Here is a 26,286-nt window from a genome sequence, read left to right as displayed (position 1 = left end):
AACAGATTATAAAAGAAACGGGATGGCAGTTAGCCATCCCGTTTCTTTTTGCGTTAACCCCGATTTGCAATCGGGGTTGCCCGGTCCCGCGTTTGTAACGCGAGAAAACAAATCCCAAAAATCACAAATATTTAACCCCCTTCATCGAAGCAACACCTCTCCGATAAGAATAAAATTTAAGCTTCGTTCGTCCCGAAGAAGTTATAATAATCGCATCCGCACCACATTCGCAAGCTTTATTTTTGGCATTTTCAATAGCCGCTTCGGCTGTTCTTTTATTCCAGATTGAATTCCCTGTCTTACTATCAATTGCGCAAACCACTTGAAATTCTTGTTTCACATCATTCTCATTAGAGAAAACATCCAAATTGCAGTTTCTTGATTTAGGCAAATTGGCGGCTACTTTCTCAACTTTAACCGAAGCACAGGACGATAGAACTAAGACCAATAAAACCAGTTTGATAAAATTTTTCATTGAGGGTGTTTTAGATTATTGTTGATAAATACTTTCGTGAAGAAGTTTTGTATTAAATTCTACTTCTGCTTTAAAAGGTATGAAATTTTTGTCAGTCAGACATGTATTTTGTGTAATAGTAACAATTTGAATATGAGTGCTTAACCTATCCATAAAATCTCCTATCTTTAAAGAACTCCATTTTTTCCAGAAAAATCCTTAACGTTAATGACCGAAACAAATACTTACGGTACTATTCCGCATAAAGATGATACGAGCTGGCGGTTAAAGGCCATCATGGGCGGTTCAATAGGTAATCTGGTTGAGTGGTATGACTGGTATGCTTATTCGGCCTTCTCGCTCTATTTTGCCGGAACATTTTTTCCTGGCTCCAACCCTACCGTTCAGCTGATCAATACCGCCGGAATTTTTGCCGTTGGATTTTTGATGCGGCCAATCGGCGGATATCTTTTTGGAAAACTGGCCGATACGAAAGGCCGGAAAAAAGCCATGACATTATCGGTTTTGCTCATGTCTTTCGGCTCTTTATTAATTGCATTTTTGCCTGGTTACGGAACAATCGGAATCGCTGCACCCATTTTGCTTTTAATTGCAAGATTATTGCAAGGACTAAGTGTAGGCGGGGAATATGGCACTTCTGCTACTTATCTAAGTGAAGTAGCGACGAAGGAAAGACGGGGATTTTATTCCAGTTTTCAATATGTTACCTTAATCGGCGGACAATTAATTGCACTTGGTTTACAACTTATCCTGCAACGCATATTTTTGACCGAACAGCAAATGCATGAATGGGGATGGCGGATTCCATTTGTCATCGGTGCCATACTTTCATCAATCGCGCTTTATCTGCGGAGCAACTTGCATGAAACCGAAGCTTTCAGAAATAAAAGCACTTCTCCCGCAACAAAAGAAGGCTCAATGAAAGAGCTTTTAAAACATCCAAAAGCACTTTCTGTTGTGGTAGGATTAACGCTGGGCGGAACATTGGCCTTTTATACTTACACCACGTATATGCAGAAATTCCTCGTAAATACGGTTGGATTAACAAAAGGCCAGTCAACCACTTTAACCTTTTGCTCTCTTTTAATTTTTGCATTGCTACAACCCGTTTTTGGTGCTTTAAGTGATAAAGTCGGAAGAAGACCGCTATTGATCGGATTTGGAATTTTAGGAACATTATGCACCGTTCCTTTGCTAACTACTTTGAGTCATACCACAACCCAATGGGGCGCGTTTGGTTTATTGATGGCCGCGTTAATTATTGTCAGCGGTTATACTTCCATTAATGCAGTAGTAAAAGCAGAATTATTTCCGGTAGAAGTTCGTGCGCTTGGTGTTGGATTACCTTATTCCTTAACCGTTGCCATTTTTGGCGGAACGGCTGAATATCTGGCATTATGGTTCAAAAATGCTGGGCACGAAAATTATTATTACTGGTATGTTACGGTTTGTATTCTGATTTCCCTGACCGTTTATATCACCATGAAGGATACCAAACATACATCGCTCATTGAACATTAACGAGAGTAGGTTCATCCTGCATCAAACTGTACTTTTCAAATTAAAAAGATAATTTATCTATTGACATCCTGTTTGCAATTTTATAACTTTCTGAAAATCAAAACATTCTGACAGTTATGGAAACAATAAACCGGATTGAACGCTGGGGTGATTCACATCACCCGGTTTGGATGGATGTAATTCGAATTGGACTGGGCGTACTTTTGTTTGTAAAAGGTATCAGTTTTATCAGCGATACCGCCCGGCTCTCGCACCTGATCAGTAATATGGATTTTCATTTGTATTCTGTGATGGCAGTTCACTATGTAGCGTTTGCGCACATTTTCGGAGGATTTTTGATAGCACTTGGATGCCTTACAAGAACGGCTTCTATCTTTCAAATTCCGATTTTAATTGCAGCTGTATTCATGGTAAACCTCAGAACTGGCTTTTCCTATTTCAATTCCGAATTATGGCTGTCGGTGATCACACTCATTCTGGTTATCACTTTTACAATAATAGGATCCGGAAAATTCTCGATGGACGAATGGATGAAGAATCATGATCGTTAATAACTTCGGTGGTCGGCTACCGGCAGTCAGACTGGTGTTATAAAAAATATTTTAGCTTAAAAACAGCATAAGAAAAACAGTTAGTAACTTCTGTCTTTCTTATGCTGTTTTCTTTTTATCAAAGTCTATTTCAAACTTTCCGCAACTTTTCCAATTTCCTTTTTACCCTTAAACAAATACTTCTTTTTGTATTCCAAAGGTGTCATATCTGTCACATTTTTGAAATGCCGGTAGAAATTTGAAATGTTGTTAAATCCGCATTCAAAACAGATTACCTCAATGGTTTGCCTGTCCTCAATTAAAAAACGGCATGCGTGACTGATACGGATCTCGACAAGAAAATCATTATATGTTTTCTTGGTCATCAATTTAAAATATCGACAAAAAGAAGTCACACCCAGATTTGCAATCGCAGCCACTTCCTGCAAGGTTATCGGATTTTTATAGTTTGATAAAGTATAGGCATATACCTTATTCAATCGAAGTGTTTCCGAATCATTGGATTTGTAAAAAGCATGAGCGGAAGTGATTGTTTCCGTTTCATTCGTTTCTGCGAGGATTTTTAAAATTGTTAACAAGGCAATCAACCTGTCAAGATTTTGCATTGTTACCGCCGATCGCATCAGCGCAATAACTTCTTCCTTAGCTTTTCCATTAACAACAAGTCCTTTTTTAGCCTTTTCAAAAAGTTTTGGAATCAGATAAGCTTCTGGAAGATTCAATAAATCCGCACCCAAACAATCAGGCAAAAAATGAATAATAATAACCTCAACAGCCGAACTTCCTTCTCCACCTTCAACCCGCCAGGTATGCGGCAAATTTTCTCCCAGAAGAATTAATTCTCCATCCGAAAAATTGCTGATATCATCCCCGATAAAACGGACGCCATGTCCTTTGATGAGATAATGTAATTCCAGTTCAGGATGATAATGCCAGACGGTTCCAAAGCTGGATTCACGTTCATGCCTTATGCTGAACGAGTTCTGGGATTTTATAGGGACCTTATGAAAATGCGGTTTCATGGTATTAAATTGAATCAGGACAATAGCTGCTATGTCCTACTGTTTCTAACCTAATAAGTACCAACCGCATCATTTCTATTCTCTGAAAAACTTAAAAGAAATTTTGGTAATCGGCTATCAGCAGTCGGTTTCAATACAATTTTGAGCATCAAACCAATTGCTGACAGCCGAACGCCGATAGCCAAATATTAATATGGCTTTGACAAACCTTGTATCAGCCAGATTCTTGAATAGTGGTGGTCTTTACTTTGCCCGGAAGGAACGTAATTTGTTGGTACCAGTTTGTCAATCGCCGCTTTATAATTTACCTGATATTTTGGATCGGCATTTGCAACCGGATACATATAACGGATTGGAAGTGCCGGACCGAATTGTGCAACGTCACCGGTTTTCAGGGCAGGAAATCCGGTACGGCGCCAGTCAAACCAGGACTGAACACTAAACCAGGATGATATCCATTTTTGCTCTAAAATCCGCTCCTGTTTATTCGTTGCACCAGAATAAGCAACGGTTGGCTGAGCGTAATAATTATCAAAATTGAAAGTTGTTGAAGTAAATACACCCGCCTTGGTCATAGAAGCCCGAATTGCATTTTTGTAATGCGTTTCAGGATCGCTCACTCCAAAACCACCAAGCAATGCGGCTTCGGACAAAATAAATTCAACTTCATCATAAGTCATCAGATCCATGGTTGCATATGGATCTGTATTTTTCCGGTAGCGGTCATGAATGTAAGAAATGTATGGATTACGTTCGTTGGGATAAGTAGCGGCGTCATTTCCTTTATTGTAAGCAATCGCCGAAGTAATTGACATACCAATAGGAAGACCAACATATAAAGAAGTATCTGCGCTGGCAGCCGTTGAAGGTACATACACAACTGAGTAACTTTCACCAAACTGATTGACAAATGTTTTAGTCGTTGTAGCCGTAACTTTGGAATCCCACTTTCTAACAACCGGTGCAACCCAGCGTTCAAGTCTTGGATCTTTTAGCGAAATCAGTTTATCAACAAACGGTTTTCCCGGTTTTAAAAGATAATTTGGATTTGCTGAGTTTAGTAAGCCTCCCGGATTCGAATTATCTGCCGTTGTTCCCAGAAAACTCATTACTGCATTATCCGTAGTACTGGCAAAAGCTGCGGCACTCGCTTCTGTAAATTCCTTTTGAATATCTACACCAAGGGCGCTCATTTCTGCTTTTTTATCAGCCAGTCGCAAACTGTAACGAAGACGCAGAGAATTGGCAAATTTTTTCCATTTTGCACCGTCGCCTTTATACATAACATCGGAGGTAGCACTGATCGCATCTTTGGCTTCGAGATTACTTAATAAGTCACTTGCCGTTTTCAGGTCCGTCAGTATACCTTTGTAAACATCTGCTTGCGCATCGTATTTAGGAAAATAATCTCCGGAACTTGCCTGCAATGCATCAGAATAAGGAATATCGCCATATAAATCCGCCATTAATCCGAAGACCAGAGATTTCATCGTAAGCGAAATCGCCTGGAAAAAACGATTATTATCACGGACACCATTATCATAAATAATCTTGTTATTCCGTAATACGTCAAACGCAGTAGCACCCGAAACACTCAGCCAACCTTCCTGAACCCAGGCATATTGGTTGATAATTGCTGCGCCTTCGTTAGTTCCGGCCTGCATATACTGCATTGTCGCACCAATCTTGGAGCCGTCTTTTCCCAACGTATAAATAATTTTCCCGGTGTTCGTGAGAACATAGGTCAAAATATAATTTGAGGATACGTTTTCAGCTGCATTTGGGTTTACATTCGTTTCCGTCAGATCCTGACATGAAGTCATGAAAAAACACGCCGTGGCCAAAAGAGTAATATATATCGATTTTATAGCTTTCATTTTGTATTTCAGTTTAAAAATCAACATTCAGTTTAAATCCTAACGAACCGGTGAAAGGCATGATATTGTAATATTCTATACCTTGTGTCCAGCTCCCGGTCGTACTGTTTTGTTGAAAAGCTTTTTCCGGATCAAATCCTTTAATTCCAGCTTTTGTCCACATATATAAGTTATTACCCACAACAGCAATCGAGGCATTCTGTATTTTAAACTTGTTTACAAAAGCTCTTGGCAAACGATAACTGATGGAAACCTCACGAAGTTTTACATAAGTTGCGCTGTACATATTCCGGTTTGGAAACGGACGGTTTGCGTAACGATAAGCGCTGAACGGATCCAGCCATTTACTACCTGCTCCACCCAAATTTTCAGTGTAAACCGTTTCACCAGCTGCATTTTTTGTAGCAAACACACCAGGTTCCAAACTCGCATCCTGAACCCTTACTTTTGATTCTGTACTTCCTTCCGGCCAAGCCATACCGTGATATTCCGCATTTCTTCCCCCTATCCAGTTACCCAGATATTTATCCGGATTAGCTTTAATCTGATCTGACAAACTTTGTGATGCATCATATGGAACTCCCGTCAAAGTTTCCTCTCTCTGGCCATTGTTACCAAGGAACATCATCGTGTTTGAGTAAAAAGATCCTCCCTGGCGCCAGTCGATATTCGCGAATAACGTAAAGTTTTTGTAAGTCACAGTTGGCTGGAAACCCATTAGGAATTTGTTATTAAAATTCCCGATTTTTCTGATTTTAGTTATGTCCGTATTATTCTGATAAAGACCACCAGCTGTTACGATCGGATAATTGTAGTATGGTGAATTCTTATCCTCCACTTTAAGTATTGGCTGCTCATAAATATCACCGATTTGTCCGCCCGTATAAGTCCGGACCATAGCTCCACTGCTTTCATTAGTAGCAAAGTATGTAATTCCGTCAGCCAATTCTCTGATATAAGCCCGGTTTCTGCTCAGCGTAACATTCAAATCAAAAGTCAGATTTTCTGTTTTCACAGGCGTTGTCATAATTCCGATTTCAAATCCTTTGCTTTGAACCAAACCTGCGTTAATCAGCTTGCTTGTTGCCCCGGATTCGTCCGGCACAGAAATTCCCAAAATCTGGTTTTTATTTTTTCTGTCATAATAAGTAGCTTCCAGACCAAGACGATTTTTCAGGAATTTAACATCGAAACCAACTTCCATTGAAGTGGCGATCTCCGGTTTCAGGTTTGCGTTTTTCAATGTTCCTGCCATATACATTCTTTTCGCAGTTCCCCAATCCGCAGCCGTTGCATAAGTCTGGATCAGGTTATAAGGAGCAACGTCATTACCCACTTGCGCATAACCCGCTCTTACTTTTGCGAAGCTCATCCAGCTTGGTAAATTCACCATTTCCGAAATCAGAACACTTAATGATGCGGACGGATAGAAGTATGAATTATTTCCTTTTGGAAGTGTACTCGTCCAGTCATTACGAGCCGTCAGGTCCAGATAAACCATTTCTTTAAACCCTAAGGAAGCAGATCCATAAGCTCCATAAAGCAATTTTTTTGTCAGTCCACTGGAATATGTTACCGTTCCAGGTGCACCATTCGCAATATTGTACAAGCCCGGTACTACCAGAGATCCTGCATTATTCTCCAAAGTACGGCCATATTGTTGAAGACGGTTACCACCGGCCATAGCATTCAGACTCCAGTTGACTCCAATATTTTTCTTGTAAGCAACAATCAGATCAAGGTTGGATTCCTTCGTAAAAGTATTTTTGATATTGTAAGCGCCATTTACATATTCAAAATTGTTGAATGCTTTTTTTGCTTCAAACAATTCATTGTAAGCATCTCTTGCATAACGGGCAGTTACTGAAAATTCCTTACTAAGATTATAATCCAGCTGAATTTTGCTCACCGTTCTGTCACGTTTAAACCCGGTCGGGTTTTCATGGACAAGATAAAAAGGGTTATTTTGCTTGTCTTTGTATTTGCGTTGTGCAATTCCTTCCTGACCTGGCAACCAGTAATCTCTCAGATCATTGATATCCACCTGAGCTCCTGTTTCATAAATACTTCTAACAGGATCATTACGTGAAGCATCAATCAAAGGTCTGTTATCAGAGCCGGATTCGGTGATATTCAGGTTGAAACTTGCCTTTAATTTATCCGTAATATTATAGGCAGTATTAAGCGCGACAGTCAGGCGTGAAAGATTCATTGTTGGAATAATTCCTTTGTTGGTCATATTCCCAAGCGACAATCTGAAATTACCTTTATCATAATTCCCGTTGACCGAAATGTTATTGGTATTGGTAACACCTGTTTGGAAAAAATCTTTAAAACGGTCAGGATGTGAAATCAAAGGTGTTTTTACACCCTTTGTATTCCATTGTGCCCAAAGTTCACCTTTATCCAAAGCGGCACCCCAGCTTTCATTTTCCTGTTCTTCCAAAACATGCGCACCTGTTTTTCCGGAACCGAATTTATTTTGAACATGGATATATTGAAGTGGAATATCAAAAGTTACAGCCGTATTCAGCGATACACCAATTCCCTTTTTACCCGCCGCGCCGGATTTCGTAGTAATCAAAACCACACCATTTCCTGCTCTTGATCCGTACAGTGCAGCCGCGCTTGCTCCTTTCAGAATAGAAACATTGGCAATATCATTCGGGTTGATATCCGAAATCGCGTTTCCCATATCCGCGCCGCCAAATCCATTTCCCAATTTATTTGCAACCGGCACACCGTCAATTACAAAAAGCGGCTGATTATCTCCATTCAGCGAACTAGCTCCACGGATAATCATACTCACAGACGATCCTACTCCACCGCCCATTTGTGAAATCTGAACGCCGGCAACTTTTCCCGCCATTGCATTCAACACGTTATTCTGAGGCGTTTGTGTTAAAGCCGTTCCTTCTATATTTCCTACGGAATATCCGAGAGAACGTTTTTCTCTTTTGATACCCAAGGCTGTTACAACGGCTTCCTTCAAAGTTTCAACACTTTCGACCAGTGAAATATCAATAACACTTTGTTTCAAAACCGGAACTTCCTGCGGATTAAACCCGATGTAAGAAAAAATCAGAACGGGATTATCACCAGTAACATCAATGGAATAAGCTCCCGAAACATCCGTTGTAGTTCCTACTTGCGAACCTTTCAAAAGAACATTCACACCAGGCATAGCCGTACCATCTTTGGCAGAAATTACTTTTCCGCTAATCTTCAACACGGATTTCTGTGCATCAGTATTTGCCAAAAACTGAGTTTCCGTCAGATTTGAAGAAAGTGGAATCGGAGCAAGAACGATCTGTTTTCCAATAATCCTGTATTTTATTTTCAAAGGAATTAACAGGTTGTCCAGCACATCGGCCAAACGTTCATTGTTTATTTCCAGAGAATATTTCTTAGTGCCGGAAACCAGTTTGGGACGATAAGTGAATTTAACATCTGCCTGTTTTTCCAGACTGTTTAAAATCCCGATCACATTTTGGTTTTCAACTTTTAAGCTAACTTTCCGGTTAAGCAGATCCTGGGAATCTGTTGTACCGGCAAACGAAACACTGGCAAAAATCACAACAGCGCAGGCCTGAACAAGCGCAATTCGCGTGAGGTGATATAAGATTTTGGGAAAACGTAGATCTTTTTTCATTAGCTTCGATTTGTTCCTGATTTGAGAAAAGCAATAGCAATCCTTTCATCCACTTTGGAATGGACGGCGTTTTTAAGAGCGTTAAAGGAATTTATAAGCCCGGCCAACGGAGTGCTGCCAAACTTTTTTAAGTAAAAGATTTATTTATTCATACTTCGCCGGGTTATATGGTTTGTGGGTTAGGATTTCTCAGTTGCATCTTTTGCCATCGATAATTACGTCGGTGCCAACGACCTTATAATTTGCTTCAACAGCTTCACATATGATATCCAGTCGCTCAAACAAGGTTTCACTGCCAAGCGATGTTGTCAGACGGCAGTTTGCAAAAAGCTCCTTGTCAAATACAAGTTTCACCCCGTAAACTCTTTCCAGCGCCTCAAAAATATCCGGCAGCGGCGCATTGGAAAACGACCTTTCCAGCATTTCTTCCTGCGAAACAACAATTTCAGGTTTGTCAATCAACGAGCGGCTTAACGTTTCGTCTTTTCTGGAAAACACCGCTTTCTGGTTTGGAATAAGTATAACTTCCCTTTTTCCCGAATCCGTGTTTCTAAAATCCTGGTTAGCAAAAACAAATACCCGGCCCGTCCTGACTGAAACTGTTACCTCTTTATTTTCTTCAAATGCATTGATACGAAAACTCGTCCCCAAAACTTTTGTAACCAACTCATTGGCATAAACGACAAAGGGTTTGTCTGGATTTTTTGTAACATTAAAGAAAGCGTCTCCCGACAAAAAGACTTTTCTTTCTTTACCATCAAAATTATTTGTGTAGCTCAGCCTGCTATTCTTTTCAAGGGTAACAACACTATTATCGGGCAAAGTCACCTTAATTGGTTCCGCAGAAGTATTGATAATTTCTTTTAAAGAAATGTCTGCATTTTTAACCAACCGGGTATACGTCCGGATACTTTCATTTTCAGGTTGATTATTCCACCACAGTAGCCCTGCAACCATAATAACAGAAGCAGCCGCCACCCATTTAATCCAGTTCAGGTTGAAAACAGCTCTCCTGTTTCCCTGATTATGCGTCATAGCTGCCTCTATATGCTGCCAAATGTCTTCGACGTCTTCCTGATTTACCGGCAATTTTGACGCTTCGGAAAGCTGTATAACGATTTGCCTGGCCTGGTAAATAATTTCCCGGCAAGCAGGATATTTTTTCAAAAATTCATTCCAAAATAAATCTTCGTCAGGATTAGAAAACTTCACCCAGTTGATGAATTTTTCTTCCTTTACAAAATCCTCAACAGAATATCCGGCGAATTTTTTGAACATATCATTTGCTTATCTACCCCCTAAATCGGAAGAATTAAACTTTGTACTCATTTTTTTGAAAAATTTTTACAAAAAAATAAATCAATAAAATAAGTGGATTTCAAGCCCAAAAAGAGAGATGAACTTGACAAGAATTAATACAAAAAAGAAAGAACAAAAGGAAAAGACCAGCCGGCCATCTCGATGGTAATACGCAACTGGCTGATTGCCCTGTGGAGAAGATTCCGGACAGACTGATTATTCATCTGCATCAGATTTTCAATTTCTTCCAGACTGAAATCATCCTGATAACGAAGCTGAATGACTTCCTGCTGTCTTTTTGAAAGCTTTCCAATCGCCTTCCGCAAGCGGCTTGTCTGGTCCGCCAGAGTTTCCTCGACCATAAGTTCGTGCTCAAAAGAGAAGTCTCCAATGATATTTTCCAGGATATTTTCTGCGGTCTGAGGCTGAATATCCTGTCTTTCTATATTCTTTATAATCCGGTTTCGCAGAGAACGGAAAAGATAATATTTTATAGAATCCGTCCCGGAAAGATTTTCCCGATGCAGCCATAAATGAAGAAATAAATCCTGTATACTATCTTTTATTAGCTGACGATTAGACGTAATCCGGTATCCATAGGATAGTAAACCATCAATATGAATATTATAAATTCTGGCAAATGCATCCCGGTTACCTTCTCGGAAGGTATTCCATAAAAGCATATCTGAGCCTGAATTGTTCACACCTTAAAGATAATTATTATAATTAATATTCAAATAACCATATTCAATTAAATTATTTAAATTATGTAACCCGGTGTAAATTAACTGTTATAAACAGGGTTTACCAGCGCTATTGATATTATAAAATTGTTAACTATGAAATTGCCAGGCGGGATTGGCGGCGCAAAATTTCCTTTGCCTTGATTAACTGGTTCTTAACCGTATTGGTGGAGATGTTCATAAAACTTGCTATTTCCTTGTAAGATTTCCCCTCTTCAATATTCAGCTTCAAAATTTGCTTTCTTCTTTCTGAAAGCAATTCAACAGCGCCAAGGAGAAACTTGATTCTGGCCTCTTTATCTTCGCCGTCTTCGTCATGCAAAATTGTCATCCGGTCAACGTATTGCTGGCGCAATTGCTGATCTTTTTCAAATTTTTTGAACTGGTCAAAAATCTGATTCCGTAAACTGACAAACAAATAGGCCTGAAAACTGTGCTCAGGTTTTATTTGTACGCGACGATCCCAGATTTTGGCAAATACATCCTGAGTAACGTTTTCAGCTTCTTCCTCATCTTTGAGTAAGGTAGTACAAAATTTCAGCGCCGGAGAGCGAAAATGCGTGTAGAGCATCGAGAAAGCCGCTTCGTCTCCCTGTGTTACGCGGTAAAGGATTTGTTCATTAGGAAAGTTCATAGGATTTAGGAAGTTTTTGGTCAATATTATTTCACGAGATATTCAGTAAAATTGCTTGTAATGCCCAATTCATTTTGAAGTTTCTCAATTACTACCAGCAATTGATCCATTTCAGTTTTCAGTTCTTCTGTAAGTTCACCAACATCTCTTCTTGTATAAATTGAAATCGGGAACCCGCGTTTTTGCAGACTATATTTGGCAATCGTAGGATATGCAGCATGTACCACGTCCATTGAATCAACAAAAAACTGCTGCACTTTTTTTACATCTTCCTCACGGTCAGCGTTGTTGAAATATTTACAGATCCAAATAATCAATTCAGGATAAATATTTCCCTGGATGCAGGAAAGTCCTGCTGCACCAGCTTTCAAAGATGAGACTGCATTGACCATATAGGCATCATAAAGTCCAAACTGGTATCCTTCGGCAACTTTGATTCGGCGTGCAACTTCTTCGTCATCCAGACAAGTATCTTTATGATAAATAACTCTTCCGGTTTCAACCAATTCTTTGAGTACCGTACTTGGGATCAGTCTTTTATAAGGAACCGGGCATTCGTAAAATCCTAGCGGAATATTATCCGTCAAACTGATGAGTTCTTTGGCGTTTTTCAGGAATATTTCATCGGATTCGTTTTCCTCAGCAATAAGGCTGGAAATAATGATGACCGCTTCCACTCCGGTACTATATATACGTTTTACAAATTCTGCCTGTTCAGCAATTGGTCCGCCAAAAGTTCCTGTGGCCACAACCGGAACTCTTCCCGCAACCTGGTCAACAACGGTTTTTGTAACATCAATCCTTTCCTGTTCACTCAATTCATACATTTCGCTGGAAAGACAGGTTGCAAAAAGTCCGGCAGAACCTGCATTCAGATAAAATTCAGTCAGCGTTTTCAGGCCGTCATAATCAACTGCTCCGGATTCAAGAAACGGAGTTAACATAACAGGAATAAATCCTTGCGGCAAAGATGTAGTTTTTGCGGTCATACCAGTTTTAAAAATCTATAAATGTCAGGGTACTTTACCGGCTCGTTTGCCGGATTGTATTTTGATGTCATGATTTGGTCATGACTTTTGTAAATCGTTTTTATTAAATGCTCGGGTGATCAGCCAGCGCTTCTTTTTCAATTTCTATTGCTTTTCCTTTCAATCTTGTCAAAAGTAATCCTCCAAGAAAAATCGTCAGCGTACCTACTACCATCACCATATTCTGATGCAGCGGGTTTCGTAAATAAGCATATTCGTCCGGTAATTGTTTTGAAAAAGTCATCCAGATAATAACTATAATACCAATCAGCGTAGCCGTAAGCGCTTCGGCATTTTTTGTGTTTCTTGAAATAATTCCCAAAAGAAATAATCCAAGCATACCACCGGCGAAGATTCCGGAAAGCAGCCACCAAACGTCCAGTACACTTTTTACACCAATCATGGCGATTCCGGTAACCATACCAAGAAGACCAAAACCTGTCGTTGCAATGTATAACAACGTCATGGATTGTTTTGAACTCATTTCCGGCTTGATATAACGCTGATAAATATCAACCATAAACACCGTAGCGGAAGCATTCATTCCGGAACTGATCGTACTCATGGCGGCGGACATAATAGCTGCAATAATTAACCCTAAAAGTCCAACCGGTACTTTTGTGACCATAAAATGTGGCATTACTTTATCTCCGATATCAGCGGCACCTAACGTTGAAGCCAGTTTTTGAAGTGCTTCCGGTGTTCCATTTGGTAAACGTTCAACCGCAACCTGCATTTGAACCACATGAAGCAGATCAGGATTACTTTGGTAATAAGCAAACAAACAGGATCCAAGAACGAAAAACATTAGCGAAACCGGGAGATACAAATAAACGCAAAGCCAGATAGAATTCGCTGCCTCTTTAATGGATGTTGTGGTATGATAACGCTGAACATAATTTTGGTCCATGCCAAAATTGTTGAGGTTCATAAAAAACCCGTACAACAAAACAACCCAGAACGATGACTGTGTAAAATCAGGAGCGAAACTTCCCAGACTGAATTTATCGTCTGCTTTTCCAATATCTATAATCCTGGAAATCCCGCCATCCATTCCGGAAATTACCAGATATAGAATGACAAGTGCTCCCACCGTTTTAACAACACCCTGAACAACTTCCGTCCAGATAACGGCTTCCATTCCACCCATAACGGTATAAAGCACAATACAAATCCCAACTACGATCATAATCGTAGACATCGGGTAACCTGTTAATGCCTGAAGACTTAATGCAATTCCGAAAAATATAGAACCCATTCTGGCAAGTTGTGTCAGCAGAAAACAGGCAACGGCATAAGTTCTGGCCCAGGGACCGAAACGTTCTTCCAAATGAGTATACGCTGAAACGGTTCCTGTATTTCTATAAAACGGTATAAAGAATTTCGTAGCAACCCAGGCTGCAAGCGGCATTGACAAACTAAAAACAAAGGAATTCCAGTTGCTGCCAAAGGCTTTGCCTGGAACTCCGAGGAAGGTATTACTACTAAGAAAAGTGGCATAAATGGAAATACCGATGGCCCATCCGGGAATTCTTCCGGAGGCTTTGGTAAATTGATCCGCGGTTGTGTTTTTACGGGAAAAATAAATACCGACAGCCACCATCCCAACCAGATAGCTTATAACGATGATCAGATCTATAACGGGTAAGGATTTCATTCTACTTTATTAAGAAGTATAACTTAATTGCAAATAAACAGGATTACTTTCATGTATTTATGTGGTTTTATATCCTTTTATTATACGATCTTATCATACAAAATAATTTAAAGTAAAAAAGCATGTCAATGCGCTCAGTCCTTCTTATCCTTAAACAGATATCCAATCCCGACCGTTGAAATAATGATCAGTGAAAGCAGCAGAATTTTTGTTCCCAAACCTTCATTTGGATGTTCAAGCAAATAGCGGATTTCCTGCGCTTCCCTTCCGGCCCAAACCGCAAGAACTGTACGAGGAATCATACCCAGCGTACCACCGGCAAGTACCTGAGGTAATTTTGCTCCGACTACGTTGAAAAATAAATTAGTAATGGTAAAAGGCAAAACCGGAGACAGTTTGGCGAAGAAAATCAACCGGAACTGGTTTGCTTTAAATTTCCGGATGAGCGATTCGATTTCCGGGTAAATCTGCACCAGATAAATTCGGATTGATTCAGCATTGAAAAAATCGGCCAGTATATAAAGAAGCGCAATGGCTCCGAGATTTAATAAAAACAAAAACGGAATGGCGTACCATCCTAAAAAATAACCGAAAACCAAGGCAAGAAAAGTTGGCGGCGTGAGTGCAATGGCAGAAGTAAGGGTTAATCCAATCGTAACCAGTATCCAGGTTCCATAAGTCCAGCTTCTTAATAATTCTTCATGAGCCACAGCGGAAGCTGTAAGCAATGATGTGGTAACTAAGGGAACAACAGTGAGTAAAACGCTTACAACGAGAGGTAAAGGAAATTTTTTTACTAATGGATTCGCCAAAAGAAGATATTTTTAGTCAATACAATGATTTCAATTACCAAATTAACCACTTCTTTCTGTAAAAGGTTTTTCCAGAAGGTTATCTTTGGTCTTTTACTTCAAATTCGAGGATTGAAACTAAAAATATTTCTATGAAATTCGCGACCAAAGCTATACACGCAGGTGTTGAACCTGACCCAACGACAGGTGCGATTATGACACCCATTTACCAGACTTCAACCTATGTTCAGGAAAGCCCGGGAAAACATAAAGGTTATGAATATTCGCGTACTCACAATCCAACCCGAACTGCTTTACAAAATGCCTTGGCAGCTCTGGAAAATGGAAAACACGGAATTTGCTACGCCTCTGGTCTCGCAGCTACGGATGCGGTTTTGAAATTATTCCGGCCTGGCGATGAAATTATAGCGACCAATGATATTTACGGCGGCACATACCGGATCATGAAAAAAATTTACGAGCCTTTCGGTTTGATTTTTCATTTTGTTGATATGAGTGATATCAAAGAAATTGAAAAAGTAATTTCTGAAAAAACGAAAATGATCTGGGTGGAAACGCCAACCAATCCTTTATTAAAAATTATTGACATTGAAGCGGTAACCAATGTTTGTAAACAAAAGGGAATTTTAAGCGTCGTGGATAATACTTTTGCTTCTCCTTATTTGCAAAATCCGCTGGATCAGGGAGCTGATATTGTCATGCATTCGGTAACCAAATATCTTGGCGGACATTCGGATACCGTTATGGGTGCGCTTATCGTAAATGATGATGGACTGGCAAAACAACTGGCATTTATCCAGAATGCAAGTGGCGCGGTACCCGGTCCACAGGATTGTTTTCTGGTTTTGCGCGGAATAAAAACTTTACATATCCGGATGCAGCGGCATTGCGAAAATGCAAAAGTAGTTTCACTATGGCTGAAAGATCATCCGAAAGTTGGAAAAGTTTATTATCCCGGACTTCCGTCTCACGAAGGTCATGTTCTGGCTACGCGTCAAATGCGCGGGTATGGTGGAATTGTTTCTTTTGAGTTAAAAGGAGATAACTATAAGGAGGCAGTTCATGTAATGGAAAGTCTGGAAGTATTTTCTCTGGGCGAATCATTAGGTGGCGTCGAATCACTTTGCACGCATCCGGCAAGTATGACGCACGCAAGTATTCCAAAGGAAGAACGGGAAAAAACAGGATTAAAAGACACATTAATCCGCCTCAGTGTGGGGATTGAAGATGTGGAGGATTTAATAGAAGATCTGGCTCAGGCAATTGGTTAAGAATTAAATCTCTTTTGCATTCCAAAACCAAAACCATTACTTTTGATCTCTACATTATAGCAAAACAACAAACAAGTTATTCATGGAATTAACAGGAACTGTCATCGCTTTACTCCCTGAAGTGTCTGGTCAGGGTAAAAATGGAACATGGCGGAAGCAGGAATTTATTCTTGAAATCCCTTCGCAGTATCCAAAAAAAGTATGCATTTCATTGTGGGGTGATAAAATTGATCAGGCTGGCTTACAGGTCAATGACGCTGTAACTGCCTCAATTGATGTTGAAAGCCGCGAATATAATAGTCGCTGGTATACAGAAGTAAAAGCGTGGAAAGTTGACAAAGCCGGTAGTACTGGCGGCGGAGGCGGAGCATCTTTTAGTGGTGGAAACAACAATTCAACTTTGCCTCCGGTAACAACTTTTACAGAAGACGAGTCTGACGATTTGCCTTTCTAAAAATATATGGCGGTCCACCGTCGCGATGAGAGAATTCGTCAATGAGTCAATGGTTATTTCCGTCCTCATTTCTGAGGTTATTGTCATCATTCTTTCAGCGCGTCGGCGGACTGCTTTTTAAAGTTTCTTGGGCTGATCATGCCATCGCAACTGTAAAATGATCAAAAACTTCATGAGGATGCACTTCCAGAACATTGGCAAGAACCAGCATCACCAGGGTATTTGAAGCAATTTTTCTGGGAATCCCGGCCGCCGCTGCAAATAATTCGACCGTTACGGTTTGTTTTTCATCAAGCAGTTTCATCAGCTTTTCTTCCTTATCTCCATACTGAAATCTGACGTCCCTTTTAAACCGTCCGCGCCGCATAATTTCACGCATTTCACGACTCGCCTGGATGGATTTATCAGCGACCCGAACGTATGCTTTTTTTATTCCAGAAGAATCAACAACATAATGTGGTTTGTCAAGACTTCGCGGAATAGTTAAAACGAGAACCTCACGGTCCATGTCGACCGGAATTCTTTCAACGCGATAATCAAGTTTGGGGAAACAATAAGTGTCAATAGCTTTGACGAGGGTGTATTCGTCTTCAAACGAGTCTTTTACTCCTTTGATTGTCCGGTCATCTCCAACGCCGACGAAGAGTTTTCCACCTCCTGAATTAGCGAAGGCAACAAGCTCGCGGACAATTTTTTCCGGGTGATTGGATTTCAGTTTGAATTCCACATGTTCACCCTCACCTCTTCTGACCAACTCTTTAAGCAATCGTAGTTCCATCAATTGGCCTGGATAGATACTTAACTATGAAAACAATCGGGCTTTCCTGTATGTGCTTTTGATAACAACGTTACCAATTTACATTCCTTTCACGATATTAAAAAAATATTATCAATGAATCTTTGCACAATTTATGATCATTCCTATAAGTAGTTGTTTCAAATAAATAATCGTACCATTCGGGTTGACCAAGGATCAAATAAAAGTTCTAATTTGGCATAGAATTTTTTCTGCTACGGAATATTTTATTAAACCTTAGCCCTCAAATATTGTTGGGCCGACTTACATGAAAAACCTGACTATTGTAACGCTGTTGTATATAATTCTTCCCACTTACTTTTTTTTATCTTTTTGGGTTAATACAAATTATTCGATCATATCTCTGATTGCGTTAACACTCGTCCTGTTTCTGTCAATTTATAAAATGAAGAATGATGGGCTGGATAATGCTATACCTCCTTTTTCGTTAAAACCGATTCTGATTTCTTCTCTGCTTATATCATTGGTACTTTCTTACTTCTCAGAATTTGGCGGTTTTAATTATCAAAGCTATGACTACCAGGCGCATAATTTTAAATTTAACTTACTAGCGACACAGCCGCTGCCATTGTATGATGAGAAGCGGGACATATATATGTGTTATTATTTGGGATATTATATTGTCCCTTCTTTGCTTGGTAAAATTACTTCAATCAGTTTTATTAAATTTTTCGCTTTTGTATGGACCTGGTTTGGACTTTTGTTAAGTTTTTCCTGGATTCAGGTTCGGTTCAAGAATTTGAAAAATCGTCAGCGCATATTGATTAGCCTGCTCATTATTTTCGGATCCTATGTGAGCGTACTTTTACCGGCACTAGGAAAATTATTAGCAGGAGCTGTAAACTTTCAAAATAACTCCATCCTTATTAATGGGAAATTTGTACTGAATCAGCTTCCTATTTTTTCAAAAAGTCTTTCAGAAGCTCCGCAACATACTTTACCCGCAATTCTTGGAACTTGTTTTTTCCTGGCAGCTGTCACCAATGTCAAATATTTTTTCCCGTTTGCAGTTTTCATTTTCAGTTCCTTTTTCTGGACACCTTTTACGACGGTCGGTCTTTCGCTTTTTTGTTTGTATTTCTTCATTAAAGGATTCCGGCAAGATAAATTCCGGTTTGTATTTAGCGCAGCCATATTGGGTATTTTGTTGTTGATTGCATTTTATCCGGTGATAGCATTTCTCCTGGGTTCTGACGCGACGTCCATGGAGAGTAATTTATTTATATGGCAAACCGGAAGTTCAGTCTGGCCATTATATTACGCGCTATACCTTTTCGGGTTCTTTGGAATCTGGTTTATTTTTTTCAAAAAGGATCTGCTAAAATTTGATAAGGAACTTTTATTGGTTTCCTTCCTGACTTTTGCACTTTTGGGTTTGGTACAGGTAGGTCATTTCAACGATTTGAACACGCGGGCGTCGATTGCAGCCCAAATTGTGTTGGGGACGAGCATCGCTTACGCATTTATTACGGGATCTCGTGAAAAAGAGAAAAACAGCTGGCTGATCTTAGCCGCATTATTTCTGGCGGTTAACTCTCTTAGTTTTGTAAAATTCTATTATGAGCGATTATTTACGCTTGATATGGGGACAATCAATACCATCGAGCATCCGGCGATTGCTGAATACGGAGACAATTACTACGACTTTTTGGAAAATGGTTATGGCAATGGAAAGGAAGTTGTGCAGCAATATTCGCTGAAAAAAGGAAGCATCTTTGAGAAATATTTATTGAAACGTAATTCTCCGTATACCTCACTTAAATAATACAAAACGAAAAACGGCGCCCGTTGGCGCCGCTCTTACTTAATATTCGTCTTCATTAAAGAAGAAGTCATCTTTGGTCGGATAATCCGGCCAAATTTCCTCAATGCTTTCATAAGGCTGACCATCATCTTCCAGTTCTTGTAGGTTTTCAACTACTTCTAACGGAGCGCCTGTTCTAATTGCGAAGTCAATCAGCTCGTCTTTGGTAGCTGGCCAAGGAGCATCCTCCAGATATGATGCGAGTTCGAGAGTCCAGTACATAATTTTTTCGCCTATTAAATAGTTACTTAATTTTTTCAGGATTGCAAAAGTAAAAAAATTTGCATCTTTTAATAATTTTAAACAAAAAAAATCTAAAATAATTGTTTTTTATTTTTAATATTTTTCGTGATTAAGTTAAAAGATTGAAAATCATAAAATTAGGATGAATTTTAAGTGTACATCGGTCATTTATTTTCTTCCGGATTAATATATCAAATATCATTCCTTAAGACATTCCCCATTTTTCCCATGTAATTCTTTTATCGCACCCAACAGAAATCTTTGTAATTTCCCCAATCATTATATTAAAGTAATTATGACAATTGAAGTTTGCGCATACTCCCTCGAATCCTGCATGAATGCCCAGGTTGGCGGTGCGGGGCGTATTGAGCTGTGCGGAGGACTTGGTGAAGGCGGGACTACGCCAAGCGCCGGTCTTATAGAAATGGTTCGTGAACATATCCAGATCAAAATATTTGTGATGATCCGTCCACGTGGCGGTGATTTTGTTTATGATTTTTTTGAAGAAGAGATCATGAAAAGAGATATTGCTATGGCCAAAAAGCTGGGAGCAGATGGCGTTGTGCTGGGAATTCTTCTTCCCGACGGACAAGTTGACGTAGCACGTACCAAAGCACTCGTTGATTATGCGGCTCCTATGAAAGTAACTTTCCACCGTGCATTTGACCTTACGCCTGATCCAATCAAAGCATTGAAAGCTGTAATCGAAACCGGTGCTGAAAGAATTCTTACTTCAGGTCAAAAACCAAATGCACTGGAAGGTATCAAGGTTTTAGAACAATTAGCAAAAGCAGCCGGAAGCTCAATTGAAATCATGGCTGGCGGCGGTGTAAATCATAATAATGCGGCTGAGCTAAAAGATGCCGGTGTACATTCCCTGCACTTAACTGCCAAATCTTTCCGTCCCGGAAGACAAAAATATTTCCCTGCTGATATTTCAATGGCCGGCGAAAGTCCTGACGAAAGATCAGTTATGTATAGTGATTTAGGATTGGTTGAAGCTATTGTGAGTGCGGTAGCGGATAAATAACTTTTGTATTTAATATGTGAAAAAGATTTTATTCGGGATTTTTCTGCTGTTAGTCGCTTTCTTTCTTGTGGCTCTCTTCATACATAATCTGGAATATTGGAGCTCTGTGAAATGGTGGTCGCTAAATATTACGACCGTTGGTTATTTATTCATTTTTTTTCCTATTCTGAAAAGGAATGAAAATAATAAGATTTTCAAATGCTTGTTTATATCAGGGAAGTGGTACTTTAAAGTAATAGGTGTTTTGACCTTTATATTATCATTAAGTCTGTATAACTTATTTACAGATCAACTTGCCGTTGGCCTGAATGAAAAAATAAAATCCTATTATTTAGAACGCAAAACAATTGAAACAACTGCAACGGTATTAGGCTTGACTAAAATTTCTTTCACCCTAAAAACAACTTTTAATCAGAAGTTTATGGTTATTGAGTATGGAACAGATGAAGGTATTTTACGACAGGGATTAGACCCAAAAAAATACGCAGGCCTTCGGCCCGGACAAAAAATAGACATTTTATATGCTAAGCATCATCCTTCCATTTTTAAACTAAAGTAAAAAATCGCATAATTGTAGGGCTTGAAACACAAATCATTATCTTTGCGGCTCTTTCTAAAAAAACAAAACCTTAAAAACGTGAATAACAATACTTCGTTAATTTGGAACATCGTGCTTAGCATAGCCGTAGCGGTGTTATTTTTCTTACATTTCTCAGGAGGTAAATCTGAATCCGTTGCAGCGGGATCGGATGGTGTAGTAGCAGGTCGTCGTACTGTTTATGTGCAGGTTGATTCTCTTTTGACGAATTACGATTTCTTTAAGGACACTAAGAAAGCGCTTGAAAACAAACATTTCCAATTGGAAAATGAATTGAACACAAAAGGTCGCTCATTGCAGAATGAAATTGCATTTTTTCAGCAAAAAGCACAAACAATGACTCCTGACCAGGCTCGTTCTACGGAAGCTCAGCTTGGTAAAAAACAGCAGGATCTTATCGCTTACCGCGATCAGGCTATGGCTGGACTTCAACAGGAAGAAGCTGGTAAAAATGAAGAGCTTTACAAACAGATCAGAGCTTATATTGAAAAATATAACAAGGATAATAAATACGAATATGTATTAGGTTATTCTTTAGGCGGTGGAATTTTGTTCGCTGACAAATCTCTTGATGTAACGCAGAAAATTATAGAAGGTTTGAACAAGGAATATAAAGGTTCTGACGCTTCAAAAGCTGCTGCTGATTCGACTAAGAAATAATTGATTGATTCATTTGGATTGAAAAAACAGAAAGGCGACTGATACCAAATCAGTCGCCTTTCTGTTTTTAATTGGATAATAAACCGGCCATGCCTACGGCATTTAATATTAGTCCGCCAAATATTAATTTCCCGCGGATTGAAATCCACGGTTATGATATCGATCATGCCGATGGCATTTTTCTGATTTCTGTGGATTGAAATCCACGGCTACAATGTAGGTTTTACCTACAGCAATTGTTAAAACATTTTCTAGCTATGTCCTAACAAAAAGAGGCAGTTTAACTGAATAAACCGCCTCTCAATATATTGAAAATTCTTTCGAATTTGTATTTCTAAACTGCTTTCGAAGAAGATTTTGCTCCGATATATTCACGGTTCATGCGTGCGATATTCTCAAAGCTGATCTCTTTTGGACATTCAGCTGAACAAGCATGAGTGTTGGTACAGTTACCAAAACCTTCTGCATCCATTTGCGCTACCATCTTCTCTGCACGAATACTACGCTCAGCCTGGCCTTGTGGCAATAAAGCAAGCTGAGAAATTTTAGCAGATACGAACAACATCGCAGATGCATTTTTACAAGCTGCTACACAAGCCCCGCAACCAATACAGGCCGCAGCTGCAAATGCATCATCAGCATTTTCTTTTGCGATTGGAAGATTGTTTGCATCCTGTGCATTTCCTGTGTTAACAGACACAAATCCACCAGCTGATATAATACGGTCAAAACCATCACGATCTACAACCAAATCCTTAATCACCGGAAATCCTGCTGCTCTCCATGGCTCCACTGTGATTGTATCACCATCCTGGAAAGAACGCATATGCAACTGACACGTTGTTACGCCTTTCAAAGGTCCGTGTGGACGTCCATTGATAAACATTGAACAAGATCCACAAATACCTTCTCTACAATCGTGGTCAAACGCGACAGGCTCTTTATTTTCTTCAATTAATTGTTCGTTAAGAATATCGAACATTTCAAGGAAGGACATATCTGGAGAAACGCCGTCCAGATTATAGCTTTCAAATCCTCCTTGTGTATCTGTATTGCTTTGTCTCCACACTTTAAGCGTAAGACGCATATTGCCTGCACTCATTTTTCTAAACTGTTAATGATTAACTATTAACGAAATTTATTTTAGTTATAAACTCATAAGAAGCACCGGGTTTAATGCCGATAGCCGAAAGCTGAAAGCCGATAGCTACTTATAACTTCTCTGAGCGATTTTAATGTTATCGTAAACAAGCTCTTCTTTATGAAGCTCCCATTTCTCAGTTCCGATATGCTCCCATGCCGACACAAACATAAAGTTCTCATCATCACGAAGTGCTTCACCTTCTTCTGTCTGGTATTCCTCACGGAAGTGACCGCCACAAGATTCATTACGTGTTAATGCATCAATACACATCAATTCACCTAATTCGATAAAGTCGGCAACACGGTTTGCTTTGTCAAGCTCTGGGTTGAAATCTTTTACAGTACCCATTACTTTAACATCTTTCCAGAATTCTTCACGCAGTGCACGGATTTCCAAAATAGCTTCTTTCAATCCTTTTTCATTACGTGCCATTCCACATTTATCCCACATAATTTTACCCAAACGGCGGTGGAATAATTCAGGAGAAGTTTTTCCCTGAATCGTGATCAGTTTCTGAATTCTGTCATTTACTTCCTTTTCAGTCTGAACGAACGCTTCATGATCGGTAGAAATTTTACCGGTTCTGATTTCACCCGCCAGGTAAGCTCCAACAGTAATTGGAATTACAAAATAACCATCTGCCAAACCTTGCATCAGCGCAGAAGCTCCCAAACGGTTTGCACCGTGATCTGAGAAATTTGCTTCGCCTAATGAATACAATCCCGGAACAGTTGTCATTAAGTTGTAATCAACCCAAAGTCCGCCCATTGTATAGTGAACCGCAGGATAAATACGCATAGGCACTTCATAAGGATCTTCTCCTGTGATCTGCTTATACATATCGAAAAGGTTACCATACTTTTCTTTCACTACCGCCTTACCCCATTCCAGAATCTGGGCTTCTGAGGCATTGGTAATATTATTTTTATTTGCTTCTCCTTGTCCGTAACGGTGGAAAGCTGCTGAGAAATCAAGGAATACTGCCAGCTTGGAAGTACCTACCCCATATCCTGCATCACATCTTTCCTTCGCAGCACGGGAAGCGATATCGCGTGGAACAAGGTTACCAAAAGCCGGGTAACGACGTTCCAGGTAATAATCTCTTTCGTCTTCCGGAATTTCATTTCCGGCACGTGTATCGTTTTGTTTTTTCGGAACCCAGATACGACCATCATTACGAAGTGATTCTGACATCAAAGTCAGTTTCGACTGATGCTCACCGGATACCGGAATACATGTCGGGTGAATTTGCGTAAAACATGGGTTTCCGAAGAATGCACCACGCTTATGCGCTTTCCAGGCAGCCGTAACATTACTACCCATCGCATTTGTTGACAGATAAAATACGTTTCCGTAACCACCTGTACAAAGTAAAACTGCGTGAGCCGAATGTCTTTCCAATTCACCTGTAATCAGGTTTCTTGCAATGATACCACGACACTTTCCGTCGATTTTTACAACATCAAGCATTTCGTGACGGTTGTACATGGTGATTGTTCCCATCCCAACCTGGCGCTGCAAACCTGAATAAGCACCTAATAAAAGCTGCTGACCAGTTTGTCCAGCCGCATAAAATGTACGCTGAACCTGCACCCCACCGAAAGACCGGTTGGAAAGAAGTCCGCCGTACTCACGTGCAAAAGGAACACCTTGTGCAACGCATTGGTCAATAATATTTCCGGAAACTTCCGCCAGACGATGCACATTTGCTTCGCGTGACCGGTAATCTCCTCCTTTAATTGTATCGTAAAAAAGACGATGAACCGAGTCACCATCATTTTGGTAATTTTTAGCAGCATTGATACCACCCTGTGCAGCAATAGAGTGCGCACGACGAGGGGAATCCTGAAAACAAAATGCTTTTACTTTGTATCCCATTTCCGCCAGCGTAGCAGCAGCAGAGGCACCAGCCAAACCGGTTCCTACTACAATTACTTCAATATTACGCTTGTTGGCAGGGTTTACAAGGGGTACTGATGATTTGTATTTTTCCCACTTATCTTCCAGCGAGCCTTGAGGTATTCTGGCATCCAGACGAGATGAAGTTGCCATATATTTTGAAATGTTAATTAACCTGAAAAATTAGATTCAACTATTTAAACAAGAACATTTAACTTTTAAGAGCCAATATCTAAGACCTGATAATGACAGTCAAATGCAGAACTTAATAAACCCATCCAAGATAGATTGAGATTGGCATCAGCGCGAAAATTATCGGGACAACAATCGAAAATGCAACGCCAACCACATGAATCGCACCGTTATATTTCAAATGATAAAGACCCAATGTTTTAAAGGCGCTTTGAAAACCGTGCAATAAATGCCAGGCAAGTGAGAAACAGCCAAGTACATAGATGATCACAACCCAGATGTTCTGGAAAATGTCAAGCATCATCTGATAAAGATTAAGCTCTTCTCCCGTAGCAAATTGATTGGTACGGTTTGGAATCCAGAAATGTGAGGTATGGATCACTAAAAAGATCAGGATCAATGTACCCAGCAAACCCATACTGCGGGAATACCATGTACTGTTGGCACTTGGGTTGGTTACAGCATACTTCACAGGTCTTGCACTCTGGTTAAGTTTTGTCAACCACAGACCATCCGCAATATGAATAAGAAAACCTAGTACCAAACCGATTTCAAGGGTCCGGATTATGGGATTTGTTCCCATGAAATGTCCCCAGTGAGAAAAAGTTTCGCCCCCATCATTGTAAAAAATCATTGCATTGATGGTTGCATGTATTACCAGAAAACTGATCAAAAATAAACCGGTAAGCGACATAATCAGCTTCTTACCGATGGAACTTGTTAACGCTTGTGTAAACCAAGACATAGCAAACACGAATAGTTTTAGTACAAAAAAATAAGGTATATTTAGAACCTTTCAAAGGTATGGCACAAACCTGTGCGACACAATAAAAGAGGATCATTTTTATGAAGCGCTTTACAATTTATAATCATTATTAAGTACCTCTTTGCTCCGTTATTAAT

The 26,286-nt window shown here is 39.8% G+C and carries 23 protein-coding genes; 8 read left to right on the top strand and 15 right to left on the bottom strand.

Features of this window, described 5'->3' with window-relative positions; translation table 11 throughout:
* Window positions 1-121: 121 nt before the first annotated feature.
* Window positions 122-475, bottom strand: coding sequence for a hypothetical protein (locus tag IEE83_RS29740; RefSeq protein ID WP_194124360.1), 354 nt, complete (start codon window positions 473-475; stop codon window positions 122-124).
* A gap of 207 nt (window positions 476-682) precedes the next feature.
* Between IEE83_RS29740 and IEE83_RS29735 the strand changes: the two genes are divergently transcribed.
* Together IEE83_RS29735 and IEE83_RS29730 are read left to right on the top strand one after the other, a co-directional pair.
* The gene (locus tag IEE83_RS29735) at window positions 683-1,996 is read left to right on the top strand and encodes an MFS transporter (RefSeq protein WP_194124359.1); all 1,314 of its coding nucleotides are present in this window, start codon (window positions 683-685) and stop codon (window positions 1,994-1,996) included.
* A 116-nt stretch (window positions 1,997-2,112) separates the two neighbouring features.
* Window positions 2,113-2,547 (top strand): DoxX family protein, encoded by a 435-nt coding sequence (locus IEE83_RS29730; protein WP_194124358.1) that lies wholly within the window; start codon window positions 2,113-2,115, stop codon window positions 2,545-2,547.
* 125 nt (window positions 2,548-2,672) lie between these two features.
* Here IEE83_RS29730 and IEE83_RS29725 read toward each other — a convergent pair whose 3' ends face one another.
* The 9 genes from IEE83_RS29725 to IEE83_RS29685 form a co-directional block, all read right to left on the bottom strand.
* Window positions 2,673-3,569 (bottom strand): AraC family transcriptional regulator, encoded by an 897-nt coding sequence (locus tag IEE83_RS29725; protein WP_194124357.1) that lies wholly within the window; start codon window positions 3,567-3,569, stop codon window positions 2,673-2,675.
* 188 nt (window positions 3,570-3,757) lie between these two features.
* Complete coding sequence (locus tag IEE83_RS29720; RefSeq protein WP_194124356.1) at window positions 3,758-5,446, bottom strand: SusD/RagB family nutrient-binding outer membrane lipoprotein; 1,689 nt, start codon at window positions 5,444-5,446, stop codon at window positions 3,758-3,760.
* 13 nt (window positions 5,447-5,459) lie between these two features.
* Entirely contained in the window at window positions 5,460-9,098 is a 3,639-nt protein-coding gene (locus IEE83_RS29715) for a SusC/RagA family TonB-linked outer membrane protein (protein WP_194124355.1), read from the bottom strand.
* Window positions 9,099-9,287: 189 nt separating this feature from the next.
* A complete protein-coding gene (locus tag IEE83_RS29710; RefSeq protein WP_194124354.1) occupies window positions 9,288-10,376 on the bottom strand; it encodes a FecR family protein in 1,089 nt (362 codons plus the stop codon).
* Window positions 10,377-10,510: 134 nt separating this feature from the next.
* Window positions 10,511-11,080, bottom strand: a complete 570-nt coding sequence (locus IEE83_RS29705) for an RNA polymerase sigma factor (RefSeq protein ID WP_228102128.1) — start codon at window positions 11,078-11,080, stop codon at window positions 10,511-10,513.
* A gap of 154 nt (window positions 11,081-11,234) precedes the next feature.
* A complete protein-coding gene (locus IEE83_RS29700) occupies window positions 11,235-11,774 on the bottom strand; it encodes an RNA polymerase sigma factor (protein ID WP_194124352.1) in 540 nt (179 codons plus the stop codon).
* Window positions 11,775-11,800: 26 nt separating this feature from the next.
* On the bottom strand, window positions 11,801-12,763 hold the full coding sequence (locus IEE83_RS29695) for a dihydrodipicolinate synthase family protein (RefSeq protein WP_194124351.1): 963 nt from the start codon (window positions 12,761-12,763) through the stop codon (window positions 11,801-11,803).
* A 103-nt stretch (window positions 12,764-12,866) separates the two neighbouring features.
* Window positions 12,867-14,459 carry a sodium:solute symporter family protein gene (locus IEE83_RS29690; protein WP_194124350.1) on the bottom strand — a complete coding sequence of 531 codons (1,593 nt, stop codon included), beginning with the start codon at window positions 14,457-14,459 and terminating at the stop codon, window positions 12,867-12,869.
* A 134-nt stretch (window positions 14,460-14,593) separates the two neighbouring features.
* Complete coding sequence (locus tag IEE83_RS29685) at window positions 14,594-15,271, bottom strand: VTT domain-containing protein (protein ID WP_194124349.1); 678 nt, start codon at window positions 15,269-15,271, stop codon at window positions 14,594-14,596.
* Between the two features lie 125 nt (window positions 15,272-15,396).
* On the opposite strand from IEE83_RS29685, the gene IEE83_RS29680 reads away from it, so the two are divergent.
* On the top strand, window positions 15,397-16,542 hold the full coding sequence (locus tag IEE83_RS29680; RefSeq protein WP_310588637.1) for a cystathionine gamma-synthase: 1,146 nt from the start codon (window positions 15,397-15,399) through the stop codon (window positions 16,540-16,542).
* 82 nt (window positions 16,543-16,624) lie between these two features.
* A complete protein-coding gene (locus IEE83_RS29675; RefSeq protein ID WP_194124347.1) occupies window positions 16,625-16,996 on the top strand; it encodes a DUF3127 domain-containing protein in 372 nt (123 codons plus the stop codon).
* A gap of 136 nt (window positions 16,997-17,132) precedes the next feature.
* On the opposite strand, the gene IEE83_RS29670 is transcribed toward IEE83_RS29675, so the two are convergent.
* On the bottom strand, window positions 17,133-17,774 hold the full coding sequence (locus IEE83_RS29670; RefSeq protein WP_194124346.1) for an AlbA family DNA-binding domain-containing protein: 642 nt from the start codon (window positions 17,772-17,774) through the stop codon (window positions 17,133-17,135).
* A gap of 424 nt (window positions 17,775-18,198) precedes the next feature.
* Between IEE83_RS29670 and IEE83_RS29665 the strand changes: the two genes are divergently transcribed.
* Window positions 18,199-19,578, top strand: coding sequence for a hypothetical protein (locus tag IEE83_RS29665; RefSeq protein WP_194124345.1), 1,380 nt, complete (start codon window positions 18,199-18,201; stop codon window positions 19,576-19,578).
* 39 nt (window positions 19,579-19,617) lie between these two features.
* Here IEE83_RS29665 and IEE83_RS29660 read toward each other — a convergent pair whose 3' ends face one another.
* On the bottom strand, window positions 19,618-19,839 hold the full coding sequence (locus tag IEE83_RS29660) for a DUF2795 domain-containing protein (protein ID WP_013927448.1): 222 nt from the start codon (window positions 19,837-19,839) through the stop codon (window positions 19,618-19,620).
* Between the two features lie 316 nt (window positions 19,840-20,155).
* Here IEE83_RS29660 and IEE83_RS29655 point away from each other — a divergent pair, with 316 nt between their 5' ends.
* The 3 genes from IEE83_RS29655 to IEE83_RS29645 all read left to right on the top strand — a co-directional run bounded on the left by IEE83_RS29655 (window position 20,156) and on the right by IEE83_RS29645 (window position 22,148).
* Window positions 20,156-20,890, top strand: a complete 735-nt coding sequence (locus tag IEE83_RS29655; RefSeq protein ID WP_194124344.1) for a copper homeostasis protein CutC — start codon at window positions 20,156-20,158, stop codon at window positions 20,888-20,890.
* A 16-nt stretch (window positions 20,891-20,906) separates the two neighbouring features.
* Window positions 20,907-21,449 carry a hypothetical protein gene (locus IEE83_RS29650; RefSeq protein WP_194124343.1) on the top strand — a complete coding sequence of 181 codons (543 nt, stop codon included), beginning with the start codon at window positions 20,907-20,909 and terminating at the stop codon, window positions 21,447-21,449.
* Between the two features lie 78 nt (window positions 21,450-21,527).
* Window positions 21,528-22,148, top strand: coding sequence for an OmpH/Skp family outer membrane protein (locus IEE83_RS29645; RefSeq protein WP_194124342.1), 621 nt, complete (start codon window positions 21,528-21,530; stop codon window positions 22,146-22,148).
* Window positions 22,149-22,482: 334 nt separating this feature from the next.
* On the opposite strand, the gene IEE83_RS29640 is transcribed toward IEE83_RS29645, so the two are convergent.
* The 3 genes from IEE83_RS29640 to IEE83_RS29630 form a co-directional block, all read right to left on the bottom strand.
* Window positions 22,483-23,235: a succinate dehydrogenase/fumarate reductase iron-sulfur subunit gene (locus IEE83_RS29640; RefSeq protein ID WP_228102184.1), complete on the bottom strand. Its 753-nt coding sequence runs from the start codon at window positions 23,233-23,235 to the stop codon at window positions 22,483-22,485.
* A 120-nt stretch (window positions 23,236-23,355) separates the two neighbouring features.
* Window positions 23,356-25,344, bottom strand: a complete 1,989-nt coding sequence (locus tag IEE83_RS29635) for a fumarate reductase/succinate dehydrogenase flavoprotein subunit (RefSeq protein ID WP_194124340.1) — start codon at window positions 25,342-25,344, stop codon at window positions 23,356-23,358.
* A gap of 112 nt (window positions 25,345-25,456) precedes the next feature.
* The gene (locus IEE83_RS29630) at window positions 25,457-26,128 is read right to left on the bottom strand and encodes a succinate dehydrogenase cytochrome b subunit (protein WP_194124339.1); all 672 of its coding nucleotides are present in this window, start codon (window positions 26,126-26,128) and stop codon (window positions 25,457-25,459) included.
* Between the last annotated feature and the right edge of the window lie 158 nt (window positions 26,129-26,286).

The organism is Dyadobacter subterraneus, assembly GCF_015221875.1.
Lineage (GTDB): Bacteria > Bacteroidota > Bacteroidia > Cytophagales > Spirosomataceae > Dyadobacter > Dyadobacter subterraneus.
The sequence above is the reverse complement of the archived record's forward strand: the minus strand, read 5'-3'. Positions and strand labels throughout refer to the sequence as shown.